15 protein-coding genes and 3 pseudogenes are annotated in these 26,124 nt (G+C 61.4%); 11 read left to right on the forward strand and 7 right to left on the reverse strand.

The window, feature by feature from the left end:
* Window positions 1–408 precede the first annotated feature (408 nt).
* From QW881_RS05670 to QW881_RS05685, 4 genes are all read left to right on the forward strand, one after another.
* Complete coding sequence (locus QW881_RS05670; RefSeq protein ID WP_316158345.1) at window positions 409–2,535, forward strand: type I secretion system permease/ATPase; 2,127 nt, start codon at window positions 409–411, stop codon at window positions 2,533–2,535.
* Window positions 2,522–3,976 carry an HlyD family type I secretion periplasmic adaptor subunit gene (locus QW881_RS05675; RefSeq protein WP_316158346.1) on the forward strand — a complete coding sequence of 485 codons (1,455 nt, stop codon included), beginning with the start codon at window positions 2,522–2,524 and terminating at the stop codon, window positions 3,974–3,976. Before QW881_RS05670 ends, QW881_RS05675 begins: the two co-directional genes overlap by 14 nt.
* Before the next feature lie 194 nt (window positions 3,977–4,170).
* Complete coding sequence (locus QW881_RS05680) at window positions 4,171–4,485, forward strand: hypothetical protein (RefSeq protein ID WP_316158347.1); 315 nt, start codon at window positions 4,171–4,173, stop codon at window positions 4,483–4,485.
* Window positions 4,486–4,501: 16 nt separating this feature from the next.
* Window positions 4,502–15,742: a calcium-binding protein gene (locus tag QW881_RS05685; protein ID WP_316158348.1), complete on the forward strand. Its 11,241-nt coding sequence runs from the start codon at window positions 4,502–4,504 to the stop codon at window positions 15,740–15,742.
* A gap of 199 nt (window positions 15,743–15,941) precedes the next feature.
* Here the strand turns inward: QW881_RS05685 and QW881_RS05690 are convergent.
* Window positions 15,942–16,204, reverse strand: a pseudogene (locus QW881_RS05690) (integrase core domain-containing protein); the annotation flags it as partial.
* A gap of 112 nt (window positions 16,205–16,316) precedes the next feature.
* On the opposite strand from QW881_RS05690, the pseudogene QW881_RS05695 reads away from it, so the two are divergent.
* The 4 genes and pseudogenes from QW881_RS05695 to QW881_RS05710 form a co-directional block, all read left to right on the forward strand.
* Window positions 16,317–16,466, forward strand: a pseudogene (locus QW881_RS05695) (hypothetical protein); the annotation flags it as partial.
* Between the two features lie 42 nt (window positions 16,467–16,508).
* Window positions 16,509–16,757: a hypothetical protein gene (locus tag QW881_RS05700; RefSeq protein WP_316158370.1), complete on the forward strand. Its 249-nt coding sequence runs from the start codon at window positions 16,509–16,511 to the stop codon at window positions 16,755–16,757.
* The gene (locus tag QW881_RS05705; RefSeq protein WP_316158371.1) at window positions 16,696–17,055 is read left to right on the forward strand and encodes a hypothetical protein; all 360 of its coding nucleotides are present in this window, start codon (window positions 16,696–16,698) and stop codon (window positions 17,053–17,055) included. Before QW881_RS05700 ends, QW881_RS05705 begins: the two co-directional genes overlap by 62 nt.
* A gap of 60 nt (window positions 17,056–17,115) precedes the next feature.
* A pseudogene (locus tag QW881_RS05710) lies at window positions 17,116–17,881 on the forward strand (IS5 family transposase).
* A 96-nt stretch (window positions 17,882–17,977) separates the two neighbouring features.
* Here QW881_RS05710 and QW881_RS05715 read toward each other — a convergent pair.
* The gene (locus QW881_RS05715; RefSeq protein WP_316158349.1) at window positions 17,978–19,267 is read right to left on the reverse strand and encodes a site-specific integrase; all 1,290 of its coding nucleotides are present in this window, start codon (window positions 19,265–19,267) and stop codon (window positions 17,978–17,980) included.
* A 491-nt stretch (window positions 19,268–19,758) separates the two neighbouring features.
* On the opposite strand from QW881_RS05715, the gene QW881_RS05720 reads away from it, so the two are divergent.
* A complete protein-coding gene (locus tag QW881_RS05720; protein WP_315758803.1) occupies window positions 19,759–20,109 on the forward strand; it encodes a hypothetical protein in 351 nt (116 codons plus the stop codon).
* Window positions 20,110–20,384: 275 nt separating this feature from the next.
* Window positions 20,385–21,062, forward strand: a complete 678-nt coding sequence (locus QW881_RS05725; protein ID WP_315736367.1) for a ParA family protein — start codon at window positions 20,385–20,387, stop codon at window positions 21,060–21,062.
* Window positions 21,063–21,173: 111 nt separating this feature from the next.
* Here QW881_RS05725 and QW881_RS05730 read toward each other — a convergent pair whose 3' ends face one another.
* The 4 genes from QW881_RS05730 to trxB all read right to left on the reverse strand — a co-directional run bounded on the left by QW881_RS05730 (window position 21,174) and on the right by trxB (window position 24,769).
* On the reverse strand, window positions 21,174–21,344 hold the full coding sequence (locus QW881_RS05730; RefSeq protein ID WP_315758802.1) for a hypothetical protein: 171 nt from the start codon (window positions 21,342–21,344) through the stop codon (window positions 21,174–21,176).
* Between the two features lie 160 nt (window positions 21,345–21,504).
* Complete coding sequence (locus QW881_RS05735) at window positions 21,505–22,428, reverse strand: 4-hydroxy-tetrahydrodipicolinate synthase (RefSeq protein ID WP_315758801.1); 924 nt, start codon at window positions 22,426–22,428, stop codon at window positions 21,505–21,507.
* A 444-nt stretch (window positions 22,429–22,872) separates the two neighbouring features.
* A complete protein-coding gene (locus tag QW881_RS05740; protein ID WP_315717522.1) occupies window positions 22,873–23,796 on the reverse strand; it encodes a LysR family transcriptional regulator in 924 nt (307 codons plus the stop codon).
* 7 nt (window positions 23,797–23,803) lie between these two features.
* Window positions 23,804–24,769: a thioredoxin-disulfide reductase gene (gene trxB, locus QW881_RS05745; RefSeq protein ID WP_316158350.1), complete on the reverse strand. Its 966-nt coding sequence runs from the start codon at window positions 24,767–24,769 to the stop codon at window positions 23,804–23,806.
* Window positions 24,770–25,057: 288 nt separating this feature from the next.
* Here trxB and QW881_RS05750 point away from each other — a divergent pair, with 288 nt between their 5' ends.
* Window positions 25,058–25,537: an Lrp/AsnC family transcriptional regulator gene (locus tag QW881_RS05750; protein ID WP_015664493.1), complete on the forward strand. Its 480-nt coding sequence runs from the start codon at window positions 25,058–25,060 to the stop codon at window positions 25,535–25,537.
* A 60-nt stretch (window positions 25,538–25,597) separates the two neighbouring features.
* Here QW881_RS05750 and QW881_RS05755 read toward each other — a convergent pair whose 3' ends face one another.
* Complete coding sequence (locus QW881_RS05755) at window positions 25,598–26,002, reverse strand: DoxX family protein (RefSeq protein ID WP_315758800.1); 405 nt, start codon at window positions 26,000–26,002, stop codon at window positions 25,598–25,600.
* Window positions 26,003–26,124 lie beyond the last annotated feature (122 nt).

A 26,124-nucleotide genomic window follows, 5' to 3' on the forward strand; every position in this document is an offset into this window, starting at 1 on the left:
CCGCAAGCGATGCAGGGCCGCCGGGCCGGGCCCGTCGGCCGGCTGACTCGCCGAGATCGGAAAGGCCTTCATTTGAGGGCAATACGTAACGTTGCTGTGTTGAACATTTCGTCCTGAATGCGGTGCGGCTTCCGCCCACGGTCAGCCAGGGAATTGACTCGACTCATCCGCAAGCGCGAGGCGGTTGCCCTTGGAAAGCTGGTCATGGGTTGTATTGTCGTAAATTACGCGCGGTCAGAAGTTTGCGGCTGTCATATCTTGGTTGTAAATTGAAATCTATGTTTATCAGCTGGCACCAGCCGTTTCGGGACGGTGCCAGCACCGTGGATAAATAAAGGCTGAAAGATGTCTTGTCCGAACGTTTCCGATATGCACTATGTCGCTACGACCTGAAGTAGTGCTGGGGCAATGGACGCTGGGCAGAAGGATACGGGGCTCGACTGCCTGACATTGCTGCTGCGTTTCCATCAGGTGGCCATTGATCCGGCCCAGATCGCGCACCAATTCGCGGGAGAGCCGATCGGCGTGGCCGAGATGCTTCGCTGCGCCAGGCAGTTGAAGCTCAAGGCGCGTGCGGTCAGGCAGAATTGGGATGGCCTCTCCAAGTTGTCGCTGCCGGCCATCGCAGCGCGGGCCGATGGCTCGTTCGTCATTCTCGGCCAGGTCACCGCGGATGCGGCGCTGATCCAGGACCCCGTCGTGAATCGGCCGCAGAGCCTCAAGCGCGCGGAGTTCGAGTCCAATTGGACCGGGACGGTGGTGCTGATGGCCCGGCGCGCCTCGCTGTCCGATCTGGCGCGGCGCTTCGACATCACCTGGTTTGTGCAGGCGATGCATAAATATCGCCGGCTGCTCGGCGAGGTGCTGCTGGCCTCGTTCTTCCTGCAGCTGTTCGGGCTGGTGACGCCGCTGTTCTTCCAGGTCGTCACTGACAAGGTGCTGACCCATCGCGGCTACACCACGCTCGACGTGCTGGTGTTCGGCTTGGTCACCGTGACCATCTTCGAGACGGTGCTGGGCGGTCTTCGAACGTACGTGTTCTCGCACACCACCAACCGGATCGACGTCGAGCTCGGCGCGCGGCTGTTTCGGCATCTGATCGCGCTGCCGATCGCCTATTTCGAGGCGCGGCGGGCCGGCGATTCGGTGGCCCGGGTGCGCGAGCTCGAGAACATCAGGAATTTCATCACCAGCTCGGCGCTGACGCTGGTCATCGATCTCGCCTTCACCTTCGTCTTCTTGGGGGTGATGTTCTACTACTCGCCGTTCCTCTCCTGGATCGTGGTCGGCTCGTTCCCGTTCTACATTGCGCTGTCCGCCGGTGTGACGCCGATCTTCCGCAAGCGGCTCGACGTCAAGTTCGACCGCGGCGCCGAGAACCAGGCCTTCCTGGTCGAGAGCGTCACCGCGATCCAGACCCTGAAGGCGATGGCGATCGAGCCGCAGATGCAGCGGCGCTGGGAGGAGCAGCTCGCCGGTTACGTCGGCGCCAGCTTCGACGTGCTGTCGCTCGGCAACTGGGCGAGCCAGTCGGTGCAGTTCATCAGCAAGATCGTCACCGCGTTGACGCTTTATTTCGGAGCGCATCTGGTGATCGAAGGCAGCCTCAGCGTCGGCGAGCTCATCGCCTTCAACATGCTGGCGGGCCGGGTGGCGCAGCCGGTGCTGCGGCTGGCGCAGCTGTGGCAGGATTTCCACCAGGCACGGCTGTCGGTGGCGCGGCTCGGCGACATCCTCAACACCACGCCGGAGCCGGCCTTCAATCCCGGCCGTGCGGCGCTGCCGCCGGTGCGCGGCGAGGTCGTGTTCGACCATGTCCATTTCCGCTATCGCGTCGATGGTCCGCTGGCGCTGCATGATGTCAGCCTGAAGGTGCCGGTAGGCCAAGTGGTCGGCATCGTCGGTCCCTCCGGCTCCGGCAAGTCGACGCTGACCAAGCTGATCCAGCGGCTCTATGTCCCCGAGAGCGGCCGAATCCTGATCGACGGCGTCGATCTGACGGTCGCAGACGTCACCTGGCTGCGGCGGCAGATCGGCGCGGTGTTGCAGGAGAACGTGCTGTTCAACCGCTCGATCCGCGACAACATCGCGCTCGCCGATCCCGGCATGGCGATGGAGCGGGTGATCCAGGCGGCCGAACTCGCCGGCGCCCATGACTTCATTCTCGGCCTGCCCGACGGCTATGACACGGTCGTCGGCGAGCGCGGCGCGAGTCTCTCCGGCGGGCAGCGCCAGCGCATCGCGATTGCGCGTGCGCTGGTCACCAACCCGCGCATTCTGATCTTCGACGAGGCGACCTCGGCGCTCGACTATGAGAGCGAGAACATCATCCAGCGCAACATGCGCAAGATCTGCGCCGGGCGCACCGTCTTCATCATCGCGCACCGGCTGTCGGCGGTGCGCAATGCCGACCGCATCATCACCATCGAAAGCGGCCGCCTGGTCGAGGACGGCACCCATGACGAGCTGATCAAGCGCGCCGGGCGCTACGCCACCCTGCACCAGATCCAGGCGGGGCTTCATGTCGTCGGCTGAGACGCACCCGCAGGACAATGCCCCGATCTCGCTGGATGCACGGCGCAAACGCCGAAACGACGCGCGCGAGTTCCTCCCCGCAGCGCTGGAGATTGTCGAGACGCCGGCGTCGCCCGCGGGCCGCGCCGTGGCCGGCACCATCATCCTGTTTTTTGCGATCGCGATCGGCTGGTCGATCGTGGGCCACGTCGACATCATCGCCTCGGCGCAAGGCAAGATCGTGCCGACCGGCCGCACCAAGACGATCCAGCCGCTGGAGGCGGGCGTGGTCGCGGCGATCCATGTCCAGGACGGTGACAAGGTCCGTGCCGGCGATGTGCTGGTCGAGCTCGATCGTACCGTCACCGAGGCCGAGCGCCGCCGCGTCGCGCAGGGCCTGATGCAGGCCAGGCTCGATGCCGCCCGGATGAACGTGCTCCGCGACAGCTTTGCCGATTTGGCCGTGCTGCGGTCGCTCAACGTGCCCGAGGGCGCATCGCCGACCGATGTCGCGCGCACCCGCGCCGCGCTGCAGGCCCAGGCCGCCGAGCAGCTCTCGAAACTTGCGTCAAACCTGCAGCAGATCGCGCAGAAGCGCGCCGAGGCGCAGTCGGTGGAGGCTGCGATCGGCAAGATCGACGCCACCTTGCCGTTCCTGCAGGAGACCGCCGAGATCCGCCGCAATGCCAAGGAGATCCAGTACGGCAACCAGATCGCCTATATCGACGCGCAGTCGCGGCTGATCGACCAGCAGAACGAGCGCATCGTGCAGACCCGTCGCCTGGTCGAGATCGAGGCGGCGCGGCTCGCGCTGGAGCAGCAACTGGCACAAGCACGCTCGGGGTTCGAGCGCCAGGTGCTGTCCGATCTCGCGGACGCCGAGAAGAAGGCCGAGGAGCTGACGCAGGATCTCGTCAAGGCCGAGCGCAAGATCGCCGAGCAGGTGCTGCGCGCCCCGATCGACGGCACCGTGCAGCAGCTCGCGCTGCACACCGTCGGCGGCGTCGTCACACCGGCGCAGCAACTGATGCTAATTGTTCCGGCCGACAGCCAGCTCGAGGCCGAAGCCATGATTTCCAACCGCGACATCGGCTTCGTCAATCCCGGCCAGCCCGCCGAGATCAAGATCGACACCTTCAACTTCACCCGCTACGGCCTGGTTCATGGCAAGGTGCTGAGCGTCTCCCAGGACTCGATCGCCCGCGAGAAGCCGGCCGACAAACAGAACGGCGGCAAGGCCGCGGGCGCACTGGCCGAGACCAGCGAGCCGGCGGGACAGGAGTTCATCTACTCGGCGCGGGTGTCACTGGACGAGAAGCAGATGCAGGTCGAGGACAAGATGGTTGCGCTGGCGCCCGGCATGGCCGTGACCGTGGAGATCAAGACGGGGACACGGCGGATCATCGAATACGTGATGTCGCCGTTGCTGCGATATAAGCATGAAAGTCTGAGGGAAAGGTAATCTTCAAACATGAATGCTCGTGGTGGCAGCCGTGTCTCGGTGTGATCATTGAATCTAGTTGCGATGTGGTTGCGCACTTGGGTAGTCATTGATGCTGTTGAGAACAAAGAGAGAAGCCGGCGGGAATAGGTATACTTTATCCGCGTCGGAACTCTCGCATATCGCCGAGCTGAAACTTTCAAAGGCTAGCTGTCATGGGCAAATTCTTCACCGACGATCAGATACAGGAAGCGATCGGAGCTTTGGAAAGCTACTCGCCTGGCATCTTCAAAAGAATGACGAAGATGGCTTCGATAACCGACCCTTTGAACGAAGAGCAGGAAAGAGAAATGACGGCAATTACGCGCGTGCTTGGCGTGGTCTTGCCTGAGGTGTCGTTCGTTGTAAAAGCGGAAGACAAAGGAGGAGCGCTGACGCGCCTTACGATCGACTTGGGTAATGCAGTTCAAGCGGCTGCGGAATTCGTTAAGGGTAGCCCTGATCGGGCGTCTATATCTAAAAACGATTGATCCTAGGGGCACCATAATGTCAGGTCAGGTTGCATTCGTCGACGCTAGTTGGCTCTCTACTCTTTCCCTCCTAGGTAATCAGATCGGAGGTGGAATCCTGGCGGAGCAGGCCGCGCGATATCAGTTGCACATCACGCGGGAAGTCCTGTTTGAACTCTCTAGTACAAATCTTGCTTCATCGATACGCAATTGGCTCAATGATCCGAACAACTTCGTTGTTGACGAGAACCCCGTAACTTCTCAGCTGAAGGGGGATGGGGCGGTAACTAAAAACGCTGGAGATCTCTCAATCTATGAGGCCGGAAAAAACTATCCCGGTGCAAAAGTCTTCATGGATGACGGTTTCGCCGCCGATGTGTTGAGCGGAGCAAAGAATCTTCTCGGTTTTATTGAGAACAAACAAGCGTCATCCTACCAAAGCATAAAAGACACCTTCGGAGACATTTTCCAAAAAACGGCGATTTCCGAGCGAATCACCAGCTTTGGTTCACTCGTAAATTTCGGAGGCGCAATTGATCCCCAGTCATTTTGGGAAGCCGTTAGGATTACGTCTAACAGAGTCAAGTATTTTTCAGACGAGGTCACTGTACGGCTCCAGTCGTTGCTTGGACGATTTCTCGGCGATGACACCGGATCACTAACGCTGCCCGATATCAACGGAGCGCAGGCCGTCCGTGCCTTTGGTCAGATCCTCGGCGCGGCAGGGCTTGCCGCCGCCGCCTACGATATCGTGACAAGTACGCAACAGGCGCTCGCGCAATACCGGAATAACGACAGAGAAGGGGCCCTGGCAACCGAATCTGGAATGCTTGGTCGGGTTCTTGGCGGATTTTATGGTGCTGAGCTTGGCATGGGCGCCGGGCTGTTTCTTGCCACCCTTCTGTTTCCACCGGGCGCACTTGCCGAGTTGACCATATTGGTCGCGGCTCTCATCGGTGCATATTTCGGAGTGCACGCTGGAGAGCTGTACCTAGAAGCTAATCAATTGATCGGAAGGGATATCGGTGTTGCGCTTGGCAATCTGATCTCTCCGCTGCTCAAGCTTCTCGGAGATCCGCTGATCCTTGACCTGAATGGCGATGGTGTTCGTACCACCAGCCTCGCGGGATCCACGGTCCATTTCGACTATAATGTCGACGGTTTTGCGGAGCTTACGGGCTGGGTTTCTCCTGATGATGGCATTCTCGCGATCGATGCCAATGGGAATGGTCGGATCGATAGCGCGGTCGAGCTATTCGGTTCGGCTACCCAAGATGGTTTCGCGGTGCTTGAGACGTTCGATGCGAATGGGGACGGAGTGATCGACGCTGCCGACCCGGTCTTCGCTAAGCTGCGTGTCTGGCGCGATCTAAATCAGAACGGTGTGTCGGACGACGGAGAACTGCAGACTCTGGCTCAGGCCGGAATCAAATCGATATCGCTCGTCCGTCAGCCCGGTTCGGGAACTGACGCGGGGAATACGATTGGATATGAGGCGGTATTCACGCGAAACGATGGTACAACGGGAATCGCCCAGACTATCTATTTTCAGACCGATAATAGGGATACGCGCGCCGACACCACGCCAGATTTTACGATCGCGGACGGCGTTGATCTGCTTCCCCTGCTGCCTGGCTCGGGTACAATTTATTCTATCGCGTACAAGGCCACCACAGAGTCAGAGTTTCGCGGTGCCTGGACCTCGCTGACTGATCAAGCGTCATCAATGACACCTGCCGAGCTGCGTGCGGCGCTCAGCAATCTTCTGCTTCAATGGGCGGGGGTGAGTGGCGTAGATCCTCAAAGTCGAGGGCAGTTCGTCGATGCCCGTCATCTTGCGTTTGTCGAAGCGTTTTTTGGCCAGCCCTACCGTGAAGTGCGGGCTGGTAATGAGTTGCGTACCTATCCAGGGTCCGCCTCTGCCGGAGCGAGCATCGAAGCGAGTTTTGAGAGTATTATCGCCGTACTCGAAGTTGCGTTCCTTGCCCAGCAGGCGAGAAGCGTGGTCGCACGCGGTGGAGACATCGGTGCTGCCGTCAGCAGTCCCTACTTTTTCTATTCCATGCTGGAGCTTGCGCAGCCGAAACCAGGCGATCCTCAACCCAATACGCCCGGTAATATCGGGATGGTCGTCGACCTGATCGCAATGGCGGTGCCGGAGCACGCCGGAGCTGCCGTTGCTTACCTTGAGCGGGCTCTGTTGGGCTTGGACGGTATGGTAAGCGTCGCGTTTAGTGGAGATCGGTCGGGCTATGCGAACGCGGTCCTTCCACATTTAGCTGGTGTCTCCGATCCGGTTATGCACGAGATCACTGCTCATATCGTTGATGGGAGTGCCCTTGTTGGCACACTCGCGGCGGAGGGCATTAGCGGTACATCCAACCAGGATGTCTTCATTGGCGGTGGCGGTGGTGACCTGCTCAGCGGCGGGGATGGCAGCGACATCTATGTCTACAGCAAGCAGGATGGCGATCTGTGGATAAAGGACTACGGGGCTGCGACGGATACCGACCGGTTGGTGCTAACCGACATCAACGCGGGGGACGTTACGTTCGACCGGATCGGCGACGATCTGCTGATGCGGATTACCAGCACTGGCAAGACAGTTTCGGTGGAGAGCTTCTTTGGCGGGAACGGCGTCGACGTCATCCGTTTCGCTGATGGTACTGAGTGGGGGCGTACGCAGATCGAGCATGCCAGCGTCTACCGCGGCGACGGGCACAACAACGCAATTTACGACTCCTCTTCCGATGACGTGATACACGGCGGCAAAGGCGACGATTTCATCCGCATCAGCGCCGGTAATGATACAATCTTCTACGCCAAGGGCGACGGCTATGACGTGGTGGAAGACTGGTCGGGGGTAAAGTCGGAGAACGACAAGCTGGTCCTGACCGATCTCAACGCCTCCGATATCCAGCTGTCGCGAGTCGGTGGCCATTTGATCCTCACCGTCAAGGCGACCGGTGAATATATCGATTTCGACAACTTCTTTCCGGTCAATACCGGCGACTGGGCGACCACCGGCCGTAACATCGATACGATCCAGTTTGCGGACGGGACGACCTGGAACCGGGCGCAGATCCAGCAGAACGCTTGGTATCGCGGCACGGATCGCGCCGACATCATCGGCGGCTCGGAGCTCGACGACACCATCGTCGGCGGCAAGGGCGACGACATCTTGGAGGGGGGCGCCGGAAACGACACGTTCATCTGGAAGATGGGGGATGGCAACGACCAGATATCGGACGCCTCGCCGCGCACCGATGTCGATACGCTGTGGCTGACGGACGTCTCGCCGGGCGACGTGTCCTACTCCTATCAGGGCAACACGCTGCTCATCACCATCAAGCCGACCGGCGAGATCATCAGGGTCATCGACTTCTTCTCAGGCGTGACGAGCCTTCTGACTGGTGAGGGCGCCAATAATGTCGGTATCGATCAGATCAGGTTCCAGGACGGCTCGATCGCAAGCCGGCAGCAGATCACATATCAAGCCGGCATCGACTATATGGGCCGAAACCCGGTGGTCTGGACCAATGTCGTTGCGGGCGTGATCACGTGGCAGGTGTTCGTCGATGAGTTCGGGCATTCCGGCAACATCGTCGGTCACGGCATTGATGGCATCAACGATATCTGGAACGCATCGAGCTACGGCGGCTATGGCGGCATCCTGGGGATTCCCGATGCGTTGCAGCCCAATCCCTTCCATGGCGGCGGCAACAACGTCCTGAACGGCGGCAGCGGCATAGACATTCTTGCCGGCGGCGATGGGCAGGATGTTCTCAGCGGTGGCGACGGCAACGACATTCTCTACGGCGATTATGTCGATCCAAGCGCTCCGGGTGGCAACGATATCATCGATGCCGGAAAAGGCGACGACGCAGTCTACGGCGGTCCGGGCATGGACCTCATCTATGGTGGCGAAGGCAACGACTTTCTCTCCGGCGGTGACGGCAAGGACTTTATCTACGGCTCCACCGGCAATGACACGTTCGTCGGCGGCAAAGGCGACGACGTTCTCGTCGCCAATGATTCGTTCACGTCGGGCAGCGACACCTTCATCTACGCGCGCGGCGACGGCAACGACACGATCTATGAGTCCGGCTCGACCGACGCGGCGGCGGAATCCGATGTTCTGGTGCTGAGTGATCTCGCGTCCGACGATGTGGAGATGTCCCGCGCGGGCAATGACCTGCTCGTCAAGATCAAGAGCACCGGGGAGATCATCACCGTCGTCGGCCAGTTCACGTATCTGTTCGGTTCAAACTTCGCCGTGAATGGCGCGGGTATCGAAACGATCCGCTTCCTTGATGGGGACTGGAATCGTGTCAAGATACAGCAGGCCGCGTGGTACCGCGGCACGGATGGTCGTGACATCATCAACGGCACCGACACGCTTAGCCAGCTTGATTCCACGTTCGATGGCGGCAGGGGCAACGACATCGTCTACGGCGGGCGCGGCAGCGACACGTTCGTCTACGCCCGCGGTGACGGCAGCGACACCATCATCGACGGCGCCAACAATGGCTCTGCGCCCACAGCTGTCGATACGCTGAAATTCACGGATCTGAACGCGGCCGACGTCGAATTGAGCCGATCGGGCGACGATCTTCTCATCAAGGTGCTCGGGACCGGCGAGGTCATCACGGTGATCTCGCAGTTCAATGGCAGTCTGACGGGCTCCGATTCTGCGCTGGAGCGGATCGTCTTCGCCGACGGCACGCAGTTGGACCGGCTGCAGATGCAGCAGCAGGCCTGGTACCGCGGAACCGACGGCAATGATGCAATCAATCTCAGCGGATTGAACGACACCGTCGAGGGCGGCAAGGGCGACGACATCATCTATTCCGGCTTTCAAAGCGGCAGCGGCAACGACACGTTCGTGTATTCACGGGGTGACGGTAACGACGTCATCCGCGAACAGACCTGGCCGAGTTTTGGCCCGACCGAGATCGACACGCTCAAGTTCCGGGATATCTACAGCTCCGATATTTCTCTGCGGCGGTCCGGCAATGACCTCCTGATCAAGGTGCTCTCGACCAACGAGACCATCACCATTCTGGCGCAGTTCAACGATTCGCCGGATGCGCCCGGCAATGGGCTCGAATACATCCAGTTCGCCAATGGCGATCAATGGGGGCGGGAGACCATCCGCAGCATCGCCGAAAGCTCGTCGCCGTTCATCGTGGGCGGCAACGGCAACGATCATCTCGTCGGCTCAGGCGCCGATCAGAACCTGTACGGCGAAGCTGGCGACGACACGATCGACGGCCAGGGCGGCAGCGATCTGCTCTACGGTGGTGTCGGCAATGATACGCTGGTGCTGAGCGTCAGCAATGCCGGCGACCACGTCACGGCCGATGGTGGCGTCGGCACGGACACGCTCGATCTGTCCGGGTTCGGCGCGGCCGTGTGGGTCGACCTGGTCACCAATGGGGCCGAGGTCAGGACCACGGATCAGGCGAACCTCTCGACCGGCGAGTGGCGCGACATGGCTGATGTCGCCAATGTCGAGAACATCACAGGCACGGTCTACGCCGATCAGCTCGCCGGTGACGCAGGCAACAATGTGATCCTGGGTGACGCCGGCGACGACGTGATCGATGGCCGGTCGGGGGACGACAGGCTGTCCGGCGGCGACGGCAACGATGTGCTCACCGGCGGCATGGGGGCAGACCTGCTCGATGGTGGCGAGGGCGCTGATGTCCTGAATGGCGGCCTCGGCGCGGACGTTCTGATCGGCGGCGCGGGCAACGATGTGCTGACCGGTGGAACGGAGTCCGACATCTTCGTGTTCGGGACCAACAGCGGCTCCGACACCATCACGGACTTCACCGCCGGAAGCGGCAGTGCCCATGATGTCATCCGCTTTGACCGGTTGGTGTTCGCAAACTATGCCGCCGTCATTGCGGCAGCTCAGCAAGTCGGATCCGACGTCGTCATCCCGCTCGGCGGCGGCAACAGCGTCACGCTGCAGAACGTCAATCTGGTGGACCTGACCGCCGACAATTTCGAATTCCGGCGATTGGACAACCAGGCGCCGACCGGGATCACGGTGACCGGGGGTGTCGTCAACGAAGGCGCTGCGGCCGGCACGGTCGTCGCTACGCTCGGCGCCATCGATCCGAACGACAACGGGGCTCATACGTTCGTCCTGTCCGATGCCTCGGGGCTGTTCGAGCTCGTCGGCAACGAGATCCGGGTGAAGAGCGGCGCCATCGTCGATTTCGAGCAGGCGTCGCAATATCAGGTATCGGTCAGTACGACCGATGATGATGGGCTGTCGGCGGTGTCAACCGTCGTCATCACAGTTGCGGATCAGACCGAGACCGCGACGGGAACGGCGGGCAACGACGTCGTCACCGGCGGCGTCGGCGCCGATATCCTGAGCGGAGGCCTCGGCGACGACCGGCTGGTCGGCGGCGGTGGGTCGGACGAGTATCGCTATCAGCTGGGAGACGGGAACGATCGCATCGTCGATGCCGGCGGCGCCACCGATACCGACAAGCTCGTTCTTGGCGCAGGGATTGATCCCGCCAGCGTGGTCGTCGGGCATTCATCGCTGACGACCAGTGATCTCGTGCTTCTGCTGACCGATGGAAGCACCATCGTGCTCGAGAACCAGCTCTCCGGCACGCCGGGGGCCGGGATCGAGCAGATGGTGTTTGCCGATGGCACGATCTGGGACCGGGCGACTCTCCTTCAGAGGCTCACTCCGGAACTGATCATCGGTAGCCAGGGGACATCGACGCTTTCTGGTGGCGGAGGCCGGGATGTGCTGGAGGCCGGCTCGGGCGACCGCACGCTTGTCGGTCTCGGCGGCAGCGACGTCTACCGGATCCAAGCCAACGCCGGCAATGATACGATCACTGAAGGAAGCGAGGCCGGGACCGACCGGATCGAGCTGGTCGGGATGACGAAGAGCGACCTGCTGTTCTCGCGCGAGGGACAAGACCTCGTGATCCGCAATCGCAGCACGGCCCGCATCATCACGGTGGCGGGCCAGTTCGCCAGCACGCCGGGGGGCGTGGAGGAGATCGCATTCTCCGATGGCGAGGTCTGGGACAGGGGGCAGATCACCCTCTACGCCCCGATCCGCACGGTGTCGGCCAACGGCACCGTCACAGGCACGGCCGGCGACGATGTGTTGCAGCCTGGTCAAGGCAATCAGGTCATCCAGGGCGGCGCAGGAAACGACACCGTCATCTATGCGCGCGGCGACGGCAGCGACACGATCAACGACGGGGTCAACGCCGCGGGGCAGATCGACGCTTTGCGGTTCGTGGATCTCAATGCAGCTGATCTTGCCTTTGCATTGCAGGGCGCCGACCTCACGATCAAGGTCCTGAGCACGGGTGATATCATCACCGTCAAGCAGCAATTTGTCTCCGCCACCGACTATTCCGGGCTCGAGCAGATCGTGTTCGCGGATGGCACGGTGTGGGACAGGCAGGCCATCACCGAGGCGACCTGGATCAAGGGGACCAGCGGAAACGACACGCTGGTGGGAACTACTGGTAACGACCATCTGGAAGGACTGGCCGGTGACGACACGCTGAGCGGCGGCAACGGCAATGACTACCTGAGCGGCGGTGCCGGAAACGATACGATCAGCGGCAATAGCGGAGACGATACGCTGATCGGCGGCGAGGGTGATGACATCCTGGATGGCAGCTACGGTTCCGACACCTTCGTCTACAACGCCGGTGACGGCAACGACACCGTCAAGGACGGAGAGTCTTATGACACGACGGTCGACAAGCTCGTTCTCGGGGCAGGCCTCACCCCGTCAACCATCACGATCAGCCGCAGCGGCAATGACATCAAGCTGACGTTCAGCGTCGGCGGGTCGGTCAATCTGGTCAACGAAGACGTCGGCAACGCGAGCGGGATCGAGCAGATCGTCTTCGGCGACGGTACAGTCTGGAGCAAGCAGGACCTCGAGAATGCATTCCTGGCGCAGCAGATGGCGGCCGGGGCAACCTCCATCACAGGGTTCAACCAGAATAGCGACGTCATCGTGGGAACGAGCGGCGCAGACACGCTGTCGGGTCTCGGTGGCAACGATACGCTGACCGGCGGTCTTGGTGATGACATCCTGGATGGCGGGTACAATTCCGACACCTTCATCTACAATGCCGGTGACGGCAACGACACGATCCTTGAAGGGCAGACCTACGATACGACGGTCGACAAGCTCGTTCTCGGGGCGGGTCTCACCCCATCGACCACAACGATCAGCCGCAACGGCAACGACATCAAGCTGACGTTCAGCGTCGGCGGGTCGGTCAACCTGGTCAACGAGGATGTCGGCAACGCAAGCGGGATCGAGCAGATCGTCTTTGGCGACGGCACGGTCTGGAGCAAGCAGGGCCTCGAGAATGCATTCCTGGCGCAGCAGATGGCGGCGGGGGCAACCTCCATCACAGGGTTCAACCAGAACAGCGACGTCATCGTGGGAACGAGCGGCGCAGACACGCTGTCGGGTCTCGGTGGCAACGATACGCTGACCGGCGGTCGAGGGGATGACCAGCTGGATGGCGGCAGCGGCGCTGATACCTTCGTCTACAGCTCGGGCGACGGCAAGGACGTCATCACAGAGGGGATGAATTATGACGGTGCAACCGACAAGCTGGTGCTCTCCGGCATCAGCACGTCACGCATTTCAGTTCAGCGTGACGGAGCAGAGGCGGCAGTGATCGTGGCCGAGAGCTCGGCTGGCGCGGGAGACGGCGGCTCCATCCGGCTCAGGAACGAGTTCAACAGCTCCAACAGCCAGGGCGTGGAGCAGATCATTCTTGCAGATGGAACGGTCTGGACAGTTGCGAACCTGCAGACACTGGCGACTTTTGCCGATGTCAATGGCGACGGAATTGTATCCGGAACCTCGGGCGCGGACCAGATCATTGTCCAGAACGGAAAGACGATCCAGGGAGGCAGCGGAAGCGATACCTATCGGTACGCAGCGGGAAGCGGCAGTGGCCTGATCCAGGAAAATGGAGCGAGCTCGGATACGGATGTTCTGGTTTTCGATACCTTGAACGCATCTGACTTGACGTTTTCGCGCTCACTTGCCGATCTCAATGACGTCATTGTGGTCGTGAACGCGACGGGAGACAGGATCACGATAGACAATCAGATCTCCGGCGCAGCGTCGGGAATCGAGTCCATCATGTTTGCCGATGGGACAGCTTGGGATGCGGCCACCATCGCTGCCAATGCCTGGATTCGCGGTACGAACGGCAATGACTCGATCACGTTGCCATCAAACGGAGTGAATGTTGAAGCAGGTCCAGGAGATGATCGCCTCTCCGTCTCTGGAACGGGTGCCAACCGTATCGTCTTCAAGAAGGGCGACGGCCATGATGTCCTCGACAATACTGGGAGCGGCTATCAGCGCAGCGATCAGTTGGAGCTCGTGGACCTGCTGCCTTCAGACGTGGTGCTGAGTCGATCTGGCAATCAGCTAATCGTTTCGGTTCTGTCGACCGGTGATACGTTCACGGCGCTCTGGCAATTCTACAATGGCGGCTCCTCTGTCTATGGGCTGAGCTCCATCAAGTTTGCTGATGGTACTGTCTGGGATGTCGCCGCCATCGCAGAAGCGGCAAATCGCACAACCATCGACGCCTGGGGCGCGACCAGAGTCGTACAGATTAATAATAACTACGCGCTGGTTCCTGCCGCCGGGGGCTCAGGGCCGGTGCTGTACTTCAACAGTGCACCGTTGACGGTGGGCCAACTCGCCCCCTGGACGATGCTTGGTGCGGAGGCGGTTTCCGGCGGCTACGACGTCGCCTGGAAGAATGCGAGTGCTGGTCTCGTCGCTATCTGGAACGTGGACGCCAGTGGAAACTATTTGAGCACAATAGCCAGTGCGGCACCAAACAGCGCGTCGATCGAAGCATACGAGCCGATGTTCCGCCAGGACCTGAATGGTGACGGGACGATCGGATTCGTCGGTTCGCTGGTTGAATCTCATGGAACGACCAGTGTCCTCCAGATCGGCGCGAACTTCGCTCTGGTCCCATCGGACGGTAGCTCGGGATCGGTGCTCTATTTCAATGGTGCACTGCTGACGGCTGATCAGTTGGCGCCCTGGACGTTGCTAGGGGCCGAAAGAGTTCAGGGCGGCTACGACGTGGCATGGAAGAATGCGACTGCCGGTCTGGTGGCGATCTGGAGCGTCGACGGCAGTGGAAACTATATGAGTACAGTAGTCAGTGCGGCACCGAACAGCGCGTCGATCGAAGCATACGAGCCGATACTTCAGCAGGATCTGAATGGTGACGGGACAATCGGATTCGTCGGCACGCTCGTTGAATCTTATGGAACGACCAGCGTTCTTCAGATCGGCGCGAACTTCGCTCTGGTCCCATCGGATGGTGGCTCGGGAACTGTGCTCTATTTCAATGGAGCACCGCTGACCGCCGATCAATTGGTGCCCTGGACGTTGCTAGGGGCCGAAAGAGTTCAGGGCGGCTACAACGTGGCATGCAAGAACGCGACTGCCGGTCTGGTGGCGATCTGGAGCGTCGACGCTAATGGGAACTACGTGAGTACTCTTGTCTCAGCGGCCCCCACTAGTTCCGCAATTCAATCGTATGAGACTCTGTTCCAGCAGGACTTGACTGGCGATGGCGTGATTCAGCCTGCGCTAGGGGCAATGCAGAATCTCGTCCAATCCGCTCTTGTTTCGACGGACCTGAGTGTTGATCCAGCGGCCAATGCCGACCAGCCCGCGGAAACGGCACAGCCATCAGCCGCGGATCAATCGGGGCAAGTTGTCACCGGAACCTCGGGTTCGGACACGCTGTGGGGTACCGGAGGCGATGAGACCTTCGTAGGCGGAGGGGGCGACGACATATTTGTCGGTGGCGGGGGTAGTGATCGTTACCTTTTCGGGTCAGATGCCGGCGCGCTTACGATCTTGAACGGAGTGTCGGGCGGTGCGCCCAGCGGACGGCTTGAGTTTAGCGAAGGTATTGCAGATACCAACCTTTGGCTTGTTCAGTCTGGCGACAACCTGGAAGTCGACTTGTTGGGAACGAACAGCAAGGTCACAGTGAAGGACTGGTTTTCGGTTCCGTCGAGCCAGTTGCAGGAGATCACCGCTGGCGGCCTCAAGATCGACAGCCAGATTTCTCAGTTGGTGCAGGCGATGGCGAGCTATTCGTCCAGCCATGCCGGTTTCGATCCGACCAGCTCAAGCAACCAGACTGCTCCCGACGATCCGGCACTGCAGGCATCAATTGCGGCGGCATGGCACGCATAGAAAGTTGGGCAAGATAGTAATCGGCGCGTTCGAAGAGTCGGGCGCGCCGATATCATTTCGCGCTGTCTGCTTGGTGAGTGCGGGCCCGTCGATCGTTTGAACTGCCACCGAAGTTTCGTCCAGTAGCATTTGAGTCCTGTTGGGGCTGTGCAGCGAGACCGAACTTGGACCACCCGGAACTAGAGTTTTGCGCTTCTCATCACGTTGGCGGGCTGGTGGCGCCGGCGTGATTTTGCAGCAAAATCGGTGGCCGATTGCCGATCGCCCCGTGGGGCCGTTCCTCATTGTAGTATCTGCGCCAAGTCTCCACCTTTTGCCGGGCGTCCGCAAGGGACAGGAACCAATGGGCGTTGAGGCATTCGGTTCGGAAGCGGCCATTGAAGGCTTCGATGAAGGCATTGTCGGTCGGTTTCCCCGGCGTGAGAAGTCCAGCGCGACGCCGCGCTGGTAGGCCCACAGGTCATTGCCCTGCTTCAGGATAAACGCCTTCTGGACGTCCGAAAACTTCGAGGCTTTCATCGTCTTCCGCTCCTCCCAGCCGAGGGGATTCGGCAGCGCAAGACTCTACCCAAAATTGGTCCAGTTTTCCGGCCTCAGATCAGCTGGGCCAAGCGGCTGCAGCTCGCCAACCGGCCCGTCTCTCTCCTTTTCCGGCCTTCTCACCTGCGGCTGCTGCGGCGGCAAGTTCGGCATCTCCGCCGAACCGAACCGCTACGGCTGCCTCAACCACGATCGTCGCGGGACTTGTGCGAACAACCGCACAATCATGCGCGACAAGATCGAGGTGAGGGGGCTGGCGGGTTTGAAGGACCGCCTCGTCTCCTCGGAGGCGGTCGCAGAAGCCGTGTGCGCTTATGCCAAGGAGACGAACCGGCTGAACTACGACCGGCGCGCACAGGCGGAATCAGACCACAGCGCGCTTCAGAAGATCAAGCGGACGGGTGCCAGCATCATTGGCAGCGATCGAGAATGGGCTCTACCAGCCGTCGAGGAAGGAGCGGAAGGACGAGCTTGAACGGCAAAAGGCGAAGATCACACAGCGCCTGTCAGAGGCTCCCGCCGACATTCCCGACATGCATCCCAACATCGCCAATGGCTATCGCAAGAATGTGGCCCGGTTCAGCAAGGCGCTCACCGATCCGGATGGCGGGCGCGAGGCCGCCGAGGCGCTGCGCTCGCTCATCGGCGAGATCGTGCTCAATCCGGTAGGAAGCGTGGCGAGGTCCACGCGGGAGTTGCGCGGCGAGTTGATGGGTATCCTCGAATTCTCGAATACCAAGGGAAATCAACGGACTAGGTCATGTACTCATTAAATGGGTTCCGTTAGCTGGCGAACGGTGATTCACTCCCCTTAAGTGATTTGGGGGGGGGACATGGCGCGGTTTGACCTGAGCGATCGAGAATGGTCTTTGATCAAGCCCTTGCTGCCGAATAAGCCACGCGGTGTCGGTCGGGTCGACGACCGGCGGGTTCTCAACGGCATCTTCTATGTGCTGTGCGGACAGGCTCGCCCTGGCGAGATCTTCCGGAACGCTATGGTCCTTACACGACGGTCTATAACCGCTTTAACCGCTGGGCCAAGGCAGGCGTTTGGGTCCAGATTTTCGAGGTGCTGGCAGCTCGCTCGCCGCAGTCGATGGCGCTGATCGACAGTTCCATCGTCCGCGCCCATCAGCACGCCGCTGGGGGTAAAAAGGGGGCGAGGATCACGCCATTGGCCGCTCTCGTGGAGGACTGAGCACCAAGATCAATGCGGTCGTCGACGAGAACGGATTGCCGGTCCGGCTGATGCTAACCCCGGGGCAGGCCCACGATCTGCGTGCCGCGCCATTTCTGCTCCAAGGGCTCAAATGTCGTGATGTCGTGGCCGACCGTGGTTACGACGCCGATGCCCTCCTGCACATGATCAGAGCCGGCGGAGCTAGGGCTCATATTCCTTCCACCAGCCAGCGAGTAGTCCAACATTCCATCAGCCGACGCATCTATGGCCAGCGCAATCTCGTTGAGCGGTTCTTTTGCAAGCTTAAGCATTTCAGGCGCATCGCTACCCGCTTCGATAAGCTCGCGCGCAACTTCCTCGCCGCGGTAGCTCTTGCCTCAGCACGCCTCTGGACAAGAGTTTATGAGTCCACGCCCTAACCTTTTCGTGTGGCAGTGGCTGCACGTCCCCACAACCACCGATGAGTAAGCCCTGTGTGACACCGGCTTTGATCCCTCGTCTCCGCGAATTTGGGTTTACAGGTCGAAGCCAGGAGGAGCCTCTCGCACCAGATCCTCTCTTGTTGGGTCGATTGCCTCGATACCTCGAACAACTCGGTCGACATGGCCTGCCCACGCGGTCAGTGCAGCCCGCATTTCGGCTTCGTATCGGGCAAGGTTGTAAACGCCGGCCACTCCCGCCCGATGGCCACTGACGTGATTGAGCACCGCCTCGATAATATGAGGCAGTACTCCTAGCCGATCGGCCATCACCGTCGCGGCGGTGCGACGAAGATCGTGCAGCCACCATTCGGGCATGGGAGCGACCGTTTCACCGGTTACGGCCCTGTCTTTGCGCCTGGCTAGTAGCCGCTCATCGAGCGCGGCCTTGGATTTCGACCACCCGGAGTAGCCGCGCGGTGCATCGCCCTTCCGTCGCGGTCCGTCGCCGAAAACATACTCTCGGTTTACTGGGGAAGCGGGGAGCAGCGACACCGCCGCTTCTGTCAACGGAAGCGTGTGCTCGCGATGGTTTTTCGTTCGGGAGCCGGGGATGGTCCAGAGACATCTTGAGCAGTCGGTTTCGGCCCAACGCATTCCGCCAACTTCGTCTCTACGCTGGGCAGTCAGGATGAGCAGCTTGACGATGCGTCCGTAGTCGTCGTCCTCAAGGCCTGTCCAGATCTCCGCCAGTTCCGCATCGGTCAAGACCCGCTCTCTCGATCTCGGAGCGACCGGGCGGTTGGTTCCGAGCACCGGGTTCGCCGGAATCTCAAGGCCCTCTCGAATGGCCCAGTTGAACATGGCTGACAAAGCCGAGCGTGCGCGGGCTGCCGTGACCGCTCCATTTTTCGTCGCGATATCGCCGACGCGAGCGGCAACATGCCGACGGCTGATTTGCGACATCGGGAGCGGGTGGAGCGGTTTCCACGCGCCGAGCAGATAGCGTTCAATCTCCGCGTAGGTCCGGGGGCGCTGCTTTTGCTTGGCGGTCTTTAGGTACTCGCCAGCAACCTTTCGGAACGTGTCTGCCGTCTGCAACGTCAAAAGTTCCCGTTCGGCAGCCGGATCCTTTCCCTCAGCAACCAGCCCGAGCAGGCGCTTCGCTTCCTTCCGCGCCTTCTCAGGGGTCCAGGGGGATCCATGGGGACCAATGGTAAAGAAGCGCTGTCGGCCGGACGCGCGAAACTTCAGGATATAGACTGGCGTACCGCGCTGGCGCCGCACGCCAAATCCCCGCACGGCCTCCTTGTGATCCGCATCCCAAATCGCTTCACCGGGACCGAGCGATTGTACCGTTCGGACTGTGATACCCAAATTTGCCATCGGTTACCTTGGTTGCTAGCTACCACGTAGCAACCACCGTAGCAGAAATTGGAGCGTAGGTATGGCGGGCAGTGGCGGTCGGACGCATTGAAATCATTGAGGTTTTCGTGCGTTCGGATACCCTGTCGTAAGCTCGGCGGACCCAAAAATCTGTCTGTGGAACAGGAGGTCGGTGGTTCGAGCCCACCCAACTGTACCATGGCCAGGACCATCGCTGTGCCGTTCGCTAGCTCACCTCTATACGTGCTCCGCGCCCCATTGATCGTGCGCCGTGACTTGTAGCCCTGTCCTCTCGCGTATGGCTGTAGACTGGGCGTGTGCGCAGAGCTGTGCGGAAGCCTGAGCCCGGTCTCCGTATTTCGACGGATATATCGCCGGGGCGTGCGCTCGCTTGCGGTTTGCTGCGCCGGATCAGAAGCACGGCGTGGCGCTGTTGCTTGCGAATCCTGTCTCCTTCAATCACACTTTGCGGCAACGAGGGGGAGGGGACGATGAGAGGGATTGATCTCGATCCATGCATCTCTGCCGTACTGATCGTAGTCGCCGCGCTGTTAGTCCCCGTAACCGCACGGGCCTATACCCCCGAGCAGGAGCAGGCGTGCACGGGCGATGCGTTCCGGCTTTGTAGTTCCGACATTCCCGACGTCGATCGTGTCACTGCCTGCATGGTCCGCCGCAAGGCCGAGCTGTCGCCGCCATGCCGCGCCCAATTCGGGCCACCGCAGCGCCAGGCAGCGTCATCTGGCCGCGCGGAACGGCCGATGAGCATTCGTCCTGTCACCAAGCCGGTCGCTGCGCGTGCCGGCAAAGCGAAGAAGTCGACGCGACCGGACGCGACTTGAGCGATGCCGATGGCCGCATTTGGCGGCACTCGGAATGACCGAGGTCCTTGGATGCGCACCTCGATGCGCAGCCTCAACATGTAAATGCGATGGGGCATGACCGGATGTTGTCGAACATCCGCGGCCGGATCTGCTGTTTTGCCTGCTTTGGTGTGACTCAAAAACCAATCCGTTTCGGCAATCAGGAGTTACGTCTTATTGATCGCTAAATTTTTCTTCCGCGAATCAGTCCGCTGATTCATTTTCGCTGCCGGGGTCAATCTGGAGGCCAAGGTATGAACGTCATTGTTTTCGCATCGCGTAAGGGCGGCTCAGGCAAGAGCACCCTGGCCGCCCATCTCGCTGCGCAGATCAAGTCGAGCAAGTCTAGTCTGCTCATCGATGCCGACCCTCAGGGGTCGCTGACGCTTTGGCACAAGCTGCGCGGCACCAACGAGCCGCCGATCAAGACGGCCGTGAACTCGGTGAGCGCGATCGTGTCCGCCGCCCGCCGTGACGGCGTCGAGTGGGTGCTGATCGATACGCCGCCGACCATCTCGGCCGTCGTCGAGGATGCGATCAAGAACGCGACCATGGTGATCATCCCGGCCCGCCCCGGCGTGTTCGACGTCAATGCGGTGCAGGAGACGATCCAGACCTGCCGCGCCGCGCGCAAGCCCTACGCGGTCGTTCTCAATGGCGCACCGGCGCGCCGCGACGATGCCGAAAGCCCGATCGTGACCATCGCCCGGGAGGCGCTGGCGAAGTTCAAGGCACCGGTGTGGGGCGGCCAGATCACCAACCGCGCCGATCTGCTGATGGCGCTGGGCCAGGGCGAAGGCGTGCGTGAATATTATGCGGAAGGGCGTGCCGCAGCCGAGATCGCGCGCCTCTGGGCTGCGATCGAGCGCTCGGTGCGGGCGATTCGCGGGACCGTGTCGGCTAACGGCGCCATGCACAAGCAGGCGGCCTGATCGCGGCATCAGATGAGGCATCGACGCGCGGTCTTCCGCGCGTTTTTTGCGTCGGGTCACACGATCTCGCGTGAGTGCCGATTTCGCGCCGCGCGAGAGGGCGCGGCGAGGTCAGGCGACCATCAGGAAATAGAAGGCGATAGCCGGCGTCAGGGTCAGGATCACGGACCAGATCCCGACCGCCCAGAGAATGTCTTCGACGCTGAATCCCTGATGCTCAGGGTATGGATGATCCTGCAAAGCCACGACGCCCCCGCGCTCTTCGACGTTTTCAACATCCATAGCGGAACATCTTTAAACACGAGGTTGCGGACTGCGCCGCTTTTGATCGCGTTTGTTAGCTCGCATTAACCACGGAGGTGTCGGCCTCCGTGGTCTCCGATCTGGCCCGCGGCCGCGCTGCGGCTTCGTCTCTCGGTCCGACGATCGTTTCGGGGAGCGCTCAGGCGACGCAGCTCTGCGTCCTTGTCGCCTTGCGGCGCTCGATCTCCTGGTCGAGGCGTACGGCAAGGCCGGCACCGATCTCCACCATCGGCAGTCGCACGTCGGGGCTCGCGATCATGCCGGTCCGCGCCAGCCAGTACTTGGCCGGGGCCGGGCTCGGCTCGGTGAACAGCAGCCGCGTGAGATCTTCGACCTGCGCCCAGCACGCTGCTGCCGCGTCGTGACGGCCGGCCTTCACGTGCTGCAGGATTGCGGCAAACGTCTCGGTCTCCAGATGCGCCGAGAGCAGGATGGCGCCGTCGGCACCGGCCTGCAGCGCATCGAAGCTCTGGGAGTCCTCGCCGGTGAGGATGCGAAATCCGGGCGGTCGGCGTGCGATCAAGTCGCGCGTCTGCATGCGATTGGCGCAGCAATCCTTGAGGCCTGCGACGGCCGGATGTTGCGCGAGCCGCAGCAGCGTCTCGTTGTCGAGGCCGACCGCCGAGCGATAGGGAATGTTGTAGAGCACGATCGGATGGGTGGTGCGGTCAGCCAATGCGGTGAAATGCGCCAGCAGGCCGCGCTGAGACGGGCGCACGTAAGGCGGACTCGAGATCAGATAGAAATCGATCGGCCATGACGCGGTTCGGTCGAGCGATTCGCTCACCTCGGCCGTCGCCACGCCGCCGACACCGAGACAGATCGGCAGCGACCGGCCGGTGGCGTCGAGCTCATCCCGGACCACGCTGATCAGGCGGGCGCGCTCGTCCCAAGACAGCGCCAGTCCTTCGCCTGACGTGGCACCGAGCACCAGTCCATCGATCGGCTCGGCGGCGTAGTGCCGAACCAGATTGCGTAAGGATGGCTCGTCGAGCGCTCCATCGCGGAACGGCGTGATCAGGGGCAGCCAGAGGCCCTGCAGTCGGGTCGTAATGTTGGTCATGGTCCATCTCCTTGGGCGGGCAGGAGCCGGAGACGGGACACGCAAAAAAGCCCCGTCCTCGCGGCGGGGCTGGTGATGCGGCGGTGAATTCGAGAGATTCTAGCGCGCGCGTCCACATGTCCCCGGGAGGGGAGCTTTTTTCGACGACAGCTTGGCGTGCGAAGACGTGGACATGCGATCTAGATGCGCGGTGCGGGCGATGCTGTCAACGCCGCATCGGGCCTGACACGGAAACAGTCGGCAAAAAAATAGCCGGGCCCAAATGAGCCCGGCTGGAGGTACTGGCCAACGAGGCCGACACAATCACCTTCCAAGAGGGATTTCTGAACGCTCGCGCCACTGGAGGAGGGGGACAATGCGCAACGCCAACGCTCAGCACAACCTCAGTATGGGCTCAATGGCGTCGCAGCAACCATGCAAGCCGCATGTCAGACATGCACAATCTCACGCCGGCCAGCGCTGCGCTTTGCTCACGACGAAGTCACGGAACACTTGAACGCGTGCGACCGTTTTCAATTCCTCCGGATACACGAAGTAGGTGTCGAGCTGGATCGAATCCGACTCTCCGAACAATTGCACGAGACGGCTGTTTTCCTCGACGAGGTAGTCCGGCAGCGCGGCGATGCCGAGGCCTTGCTGGCAGGCGCGGACCAGGCCGAGGATGTTGTTGACCCTGAAATAGGCCTCGCGCGGACCGGATCCGTTGCGGCCGGCATCGACCAGCCAGCTGCGGTTCTGGAGATGCGGGGCGACTTGGCCGTCGGCCAGCATGATGATGCGATGATCATCGAGCTCGTCGAGGGTGCGCGGCGTGCCGAAGCGCTTGACATATTCCGGCGAACAATAGGCGTGGAAGCTGATCGCGAACAGCTTGCGCTGGATCAGATCGGGCTGGGTCGGCTTGCGGGTGCGGATCGCCACGTCGGCCTCGCGCATCGACAGATCGAGCTCCTCGTCGGTGACGATCAGCGAGATCCGGATCTCCGGATAGAGCGCGGTGAATTCGCCGAGTCGCGGGATCAGCCAGTTGATGCCGACGCCCGGCGTGGTCGTGATCTTCAGGTCGCCGCTCGGGCGCTCACGGCTGTCGGTCAGCTTGGCGCGCGCCGCCTGCAGCTGCATGAAGACGTCATGCGCGGTTCGGAACAGCAGGTCGCCTTGCTCCGTCAGGATCAGTCCGCGGGCGTGGCGGTGGAACAGAGAGACTGCGAGCTCCTGCTCGAGCGCGCTGACCTGGCGCGACACCGCCGATTGCGACAGCCCGAGCTGCTCCCCGGCATGCGTGAAGCTGCCTGCTTCCGCCGCTGCGTGAAACACCTTCAGCTTGTCCCAATCCATATCCGTAAATCCATCCCGTGATCGTGGCATCGTCAGTTCATTCCGCCGCGGCGCGTTCGCTCGCGGCGTGGGCGAGGAAGCGTTCGGCCTCCAGGGCGGCCATGCAGCCCATGCCGGCTGCGGTGATCGCCTGCCGATAGGTTTCATCGGCAACGTCGCCGGCTGCAAACACGCCGGGAATGGAGGTCGCGGTCGAGCCCGGCATCACCTCGACATAACCGGACGGTTTCAGTTTCAGTTGCCCCGCGACCAGCTCGGTTGCCGGCGCGTGGCCGATCGCGACGAAGACGCCGTCGGCGGGCAGCTCGGTGAGCGCGCCGGTCTTGACGTTCTTGAGTCGGACATGCGTGACCTTGGATGGCGAGCTGGCGCCGCAGATCTCATCGAGGGCGCTGTCCCACACGACCTTGATCTTGGGATGCTTGAACAGCCGCTCCTGCAGGATGCGCTCGGCGCGGAAATGGTCGCGCCGGTGCACGACGGTGACGGTCGAGGCGAAATTGGTCAGGAACAGCGCTTCCTCGACTGCGGTGTTGCCGCCGCCGACGACGATGACTTCCTTGCCGCGATAGAAGAAGCCGTCACAGGTCGCGCAGGCCGAGACACCGAAGCCCTTGAAGGTCTCCTCCGACGGCAGCCCGAGCCAGCGCGCCTGGGCGCCGGTCGCCAGGATGACGGTCTCGGCGAGGTAGACGTCACCGGAATCGCAGGTCAGGCGGAACGGACGCTGTCCCAGCTCCAGCTTGGTCACGAGGTCGGTCTTGATCTGGGCCCCGACATGCGTCGCCTGCTTCTCCATCTGCTCCATCAGCCAGGGACCCTGGATGACGTCGGCAAATCCCGGATAGTTTTCCACGTCGGTGGTGATGGTGAGCTGGCCGCCGGGCTGGATGCCCTGGATCAGCACCGGCTCCAGCATAGCTCGTGCCGCGTAGATCGCCGCCGTATAGCCGGCAGGGCCGGAACCGATGATGACGACTTTGGCATGGATCGGAGCTTGCATGTGGCCGAAGACTCGCTGGAAAAGGGAGGATTAACGACGCAGCGAGCGGAATGCGCGGAAGAAACGCTCCGAAGCCCCATCGAAAATGTCAAATCCAAGTCTAAGCCATCTGGCAAGCTATGCAAGAATTGCAACGCATCTCGGCGAATTTTCCCTTCACGACCCGGTCAACAGGGGAAATCTAAAGTAATAAAATTGCGCGAATTGACCGGCTTGCGCTAAGAGAGTTGCCCATCGTCTCCCCGGCGCCCTGCGCCTCCTCCTGTTCCGCCAGAGCCCACAATCCCCGTGTCCAAGAATCTTGATGAGATCGATCTCAAAATCCTGAGTGAAATTCAGGCCGACGGCAGGATCACCAATGTCGAGCTCGCCAAGCGGGTCGGCATCTCGCCGCCGCCTTGCTTGCGCCGGGTGCGGACCCTGGAGGAGGAAGGCTACATCACCGGCTACCGGGGCCTGCTCGACCCGCGCAAGCTCGGCTTCGACGTGACCGTGTTCGCCTCCGTCCACCTGTCGAGCCAGGCGGACGCAGACCTGAAGGCGTTCGAAGAGTTCGTGCGGTCCGAGCCGCTGGTGCGGGAATGCTGGATGCTGTCCGGCGAGGTGGACTTCATCCTGAAATGCGTAGCGCCGGACATGGCGACCTTCCAGGAGTTCGTCACGCACCTCACGGCGGCGCCCCACGTCCGCAACGTGCGGACGTCCCTGGTGCTGCACAACTCGAAATACGAGGCGGCGGTGCCGCTCGAGGTCAAGGGGCGGAGCTAGGCCCGCCGTCATTCCGGGTTCGCCTCTTCGAGGCGCCCCGGAATGACCACGAGTGAAAGCCTACGCCTTCTTCCGCAGCATCGTGTCGAGGCTGATCGGACCGCCGCCGGCCGTCGCGAGATAAAGGCACGAGAAGCAGAATGCGATTGCCGCGGTGCCGTTGTTCAGGAGCGGCAGCCACACCGGTTCACCTGTCTTGAACATGTGACCGAGGAAATAGGCGAAGGCCATCTGACCCGACAGAATGAACGCGACGGGCCGCGTGAGCAGACCCACCATCAGCAATCCGCCCAGCACGAGCTCGATCAGGCCGGCCGTATAGATGAGCGGCGGAATGTTTGCGAAATACGGAATCACCGGAAACTTGAAGATCTTCGCCACGCCATATTGAAACAACAACAGGCCCGTGACGAAGCGAAACAGGCTGAGCACAGCCGGTTGCCATTTCGAGAACATCTGCTCCATGTCGATCATCCCCCAATCAAAGCCATCATGATGCGACGGACCGGACCCATCCTCCCGGCACGGCTCGTCGGTTCTGCACTAGCTCATTCCCGAAAGCCCGTCACCGGCGTGTGGCCTACAGC

The sequence above is a fragment of the Bradyrhizobium sp. SZCCHNS3016 genome, from assembly GCF_032484535.1.
Lineage (GTDB): Bacteria > Pseudomonadota > Alphaproteobacteria > Rhizobiales > Xanthobacteraceae > Bradyrhizobium.

Excerpts from the sequence above, each read along its gene's own strand:
- QW881_RS05670 (WP_316158345.1), top strand. The coding sequence starts at position 409 with ATGGACGCTGGGCAGAAGGATACGGGGCTCGACTGCCTGACATTGCTG.
- QW881_RS05675 (WP_316158346.1), top strand. The coding sequence starts at position 2,522 with ATGTCGTCGGCTGAGACGCACCCGCAGGACAATGCCCCGATCTCGCTG.
- QW881_RS05680 (WP_316158347.1), top strand. The coding sequence starts at position 4,171 with ATGGGCAAATTCTTCACCGACGATCAGATACAGGAAGCGATCGGAGCT.
- QW881_RS05685 (WP_316158348.1), top strand. The coding sequence starts at position 4,502 with ATGTCAGGTCAGGTTGCATTCGTCGACGCTAGTTGGCTCTCTACTCTT.
- QW881_RS05700 (WP_316158370.1), top strand. The coding sequence starts at position 16,509 with ATGCGCGACAAGATCGAGGTGAGGGGGCTGGCGGGTTTGAAGGACCGC.
- QW881_RS05715 (WP_316158349.1), bottom strand. The coding sequence starts at position 19,267 with ATGGCAAATTTGGGTATCACAGTCCGAACGGTACAATCGCTCGGTCCC.
- QW881_RS05720 (WP_315758803.1), top strand. The coding sequence starts at position 19,759 with ATGAGAGGGATTGATCTCGATCCATGCATCTCTGCCGTACTGATCGTA.
- QW881_RS05725 (WP_315736367.1), top strand. The coding sequence starts at position 20,385 with ATGAACGTCATTGTTTTCGCATCGCGTAAGGGCGGCTCAGGCAAGAGC.
- QW881_RS05730 (WP_315758802.1), bottom strand. The coding sequence starts at position 21,344 with ATGGATGTTGAAAACGTCGAAGAGCGCGGGGGCGTCGTGGCTTTGCAG.
- QW881_RS05735 (WP_315758801.1), bottom strand. The coding sequence starts at position 22,428 with ATGACCAACATTACGACCCGACTGCAGGGCCTCTGGCTGCCCCTGATC.
- QW881_RS05740 (WP_315717522.1), bottom strand. The coding sequence starts at position 23,796 with ATGCCACGATCACGGGATGGATTTACGGATATGGATTGGGACAAGCTG.
- trxB (WP_316158350.1), bottom strand. The coding sequence starts at position 24,769 with ATGCAAGCTCCGATCCATGCCAAAGTCGTCATCATCGGTTCCGGCCCT.
- QW881_RS05755 (WP_315758800.1), bottom strand. The coding sequence starts at position 26,002 with ATGGAGCAGATGTTCTCGAAATGGCAACCGGCTGTGCTCAGCCTGTTT.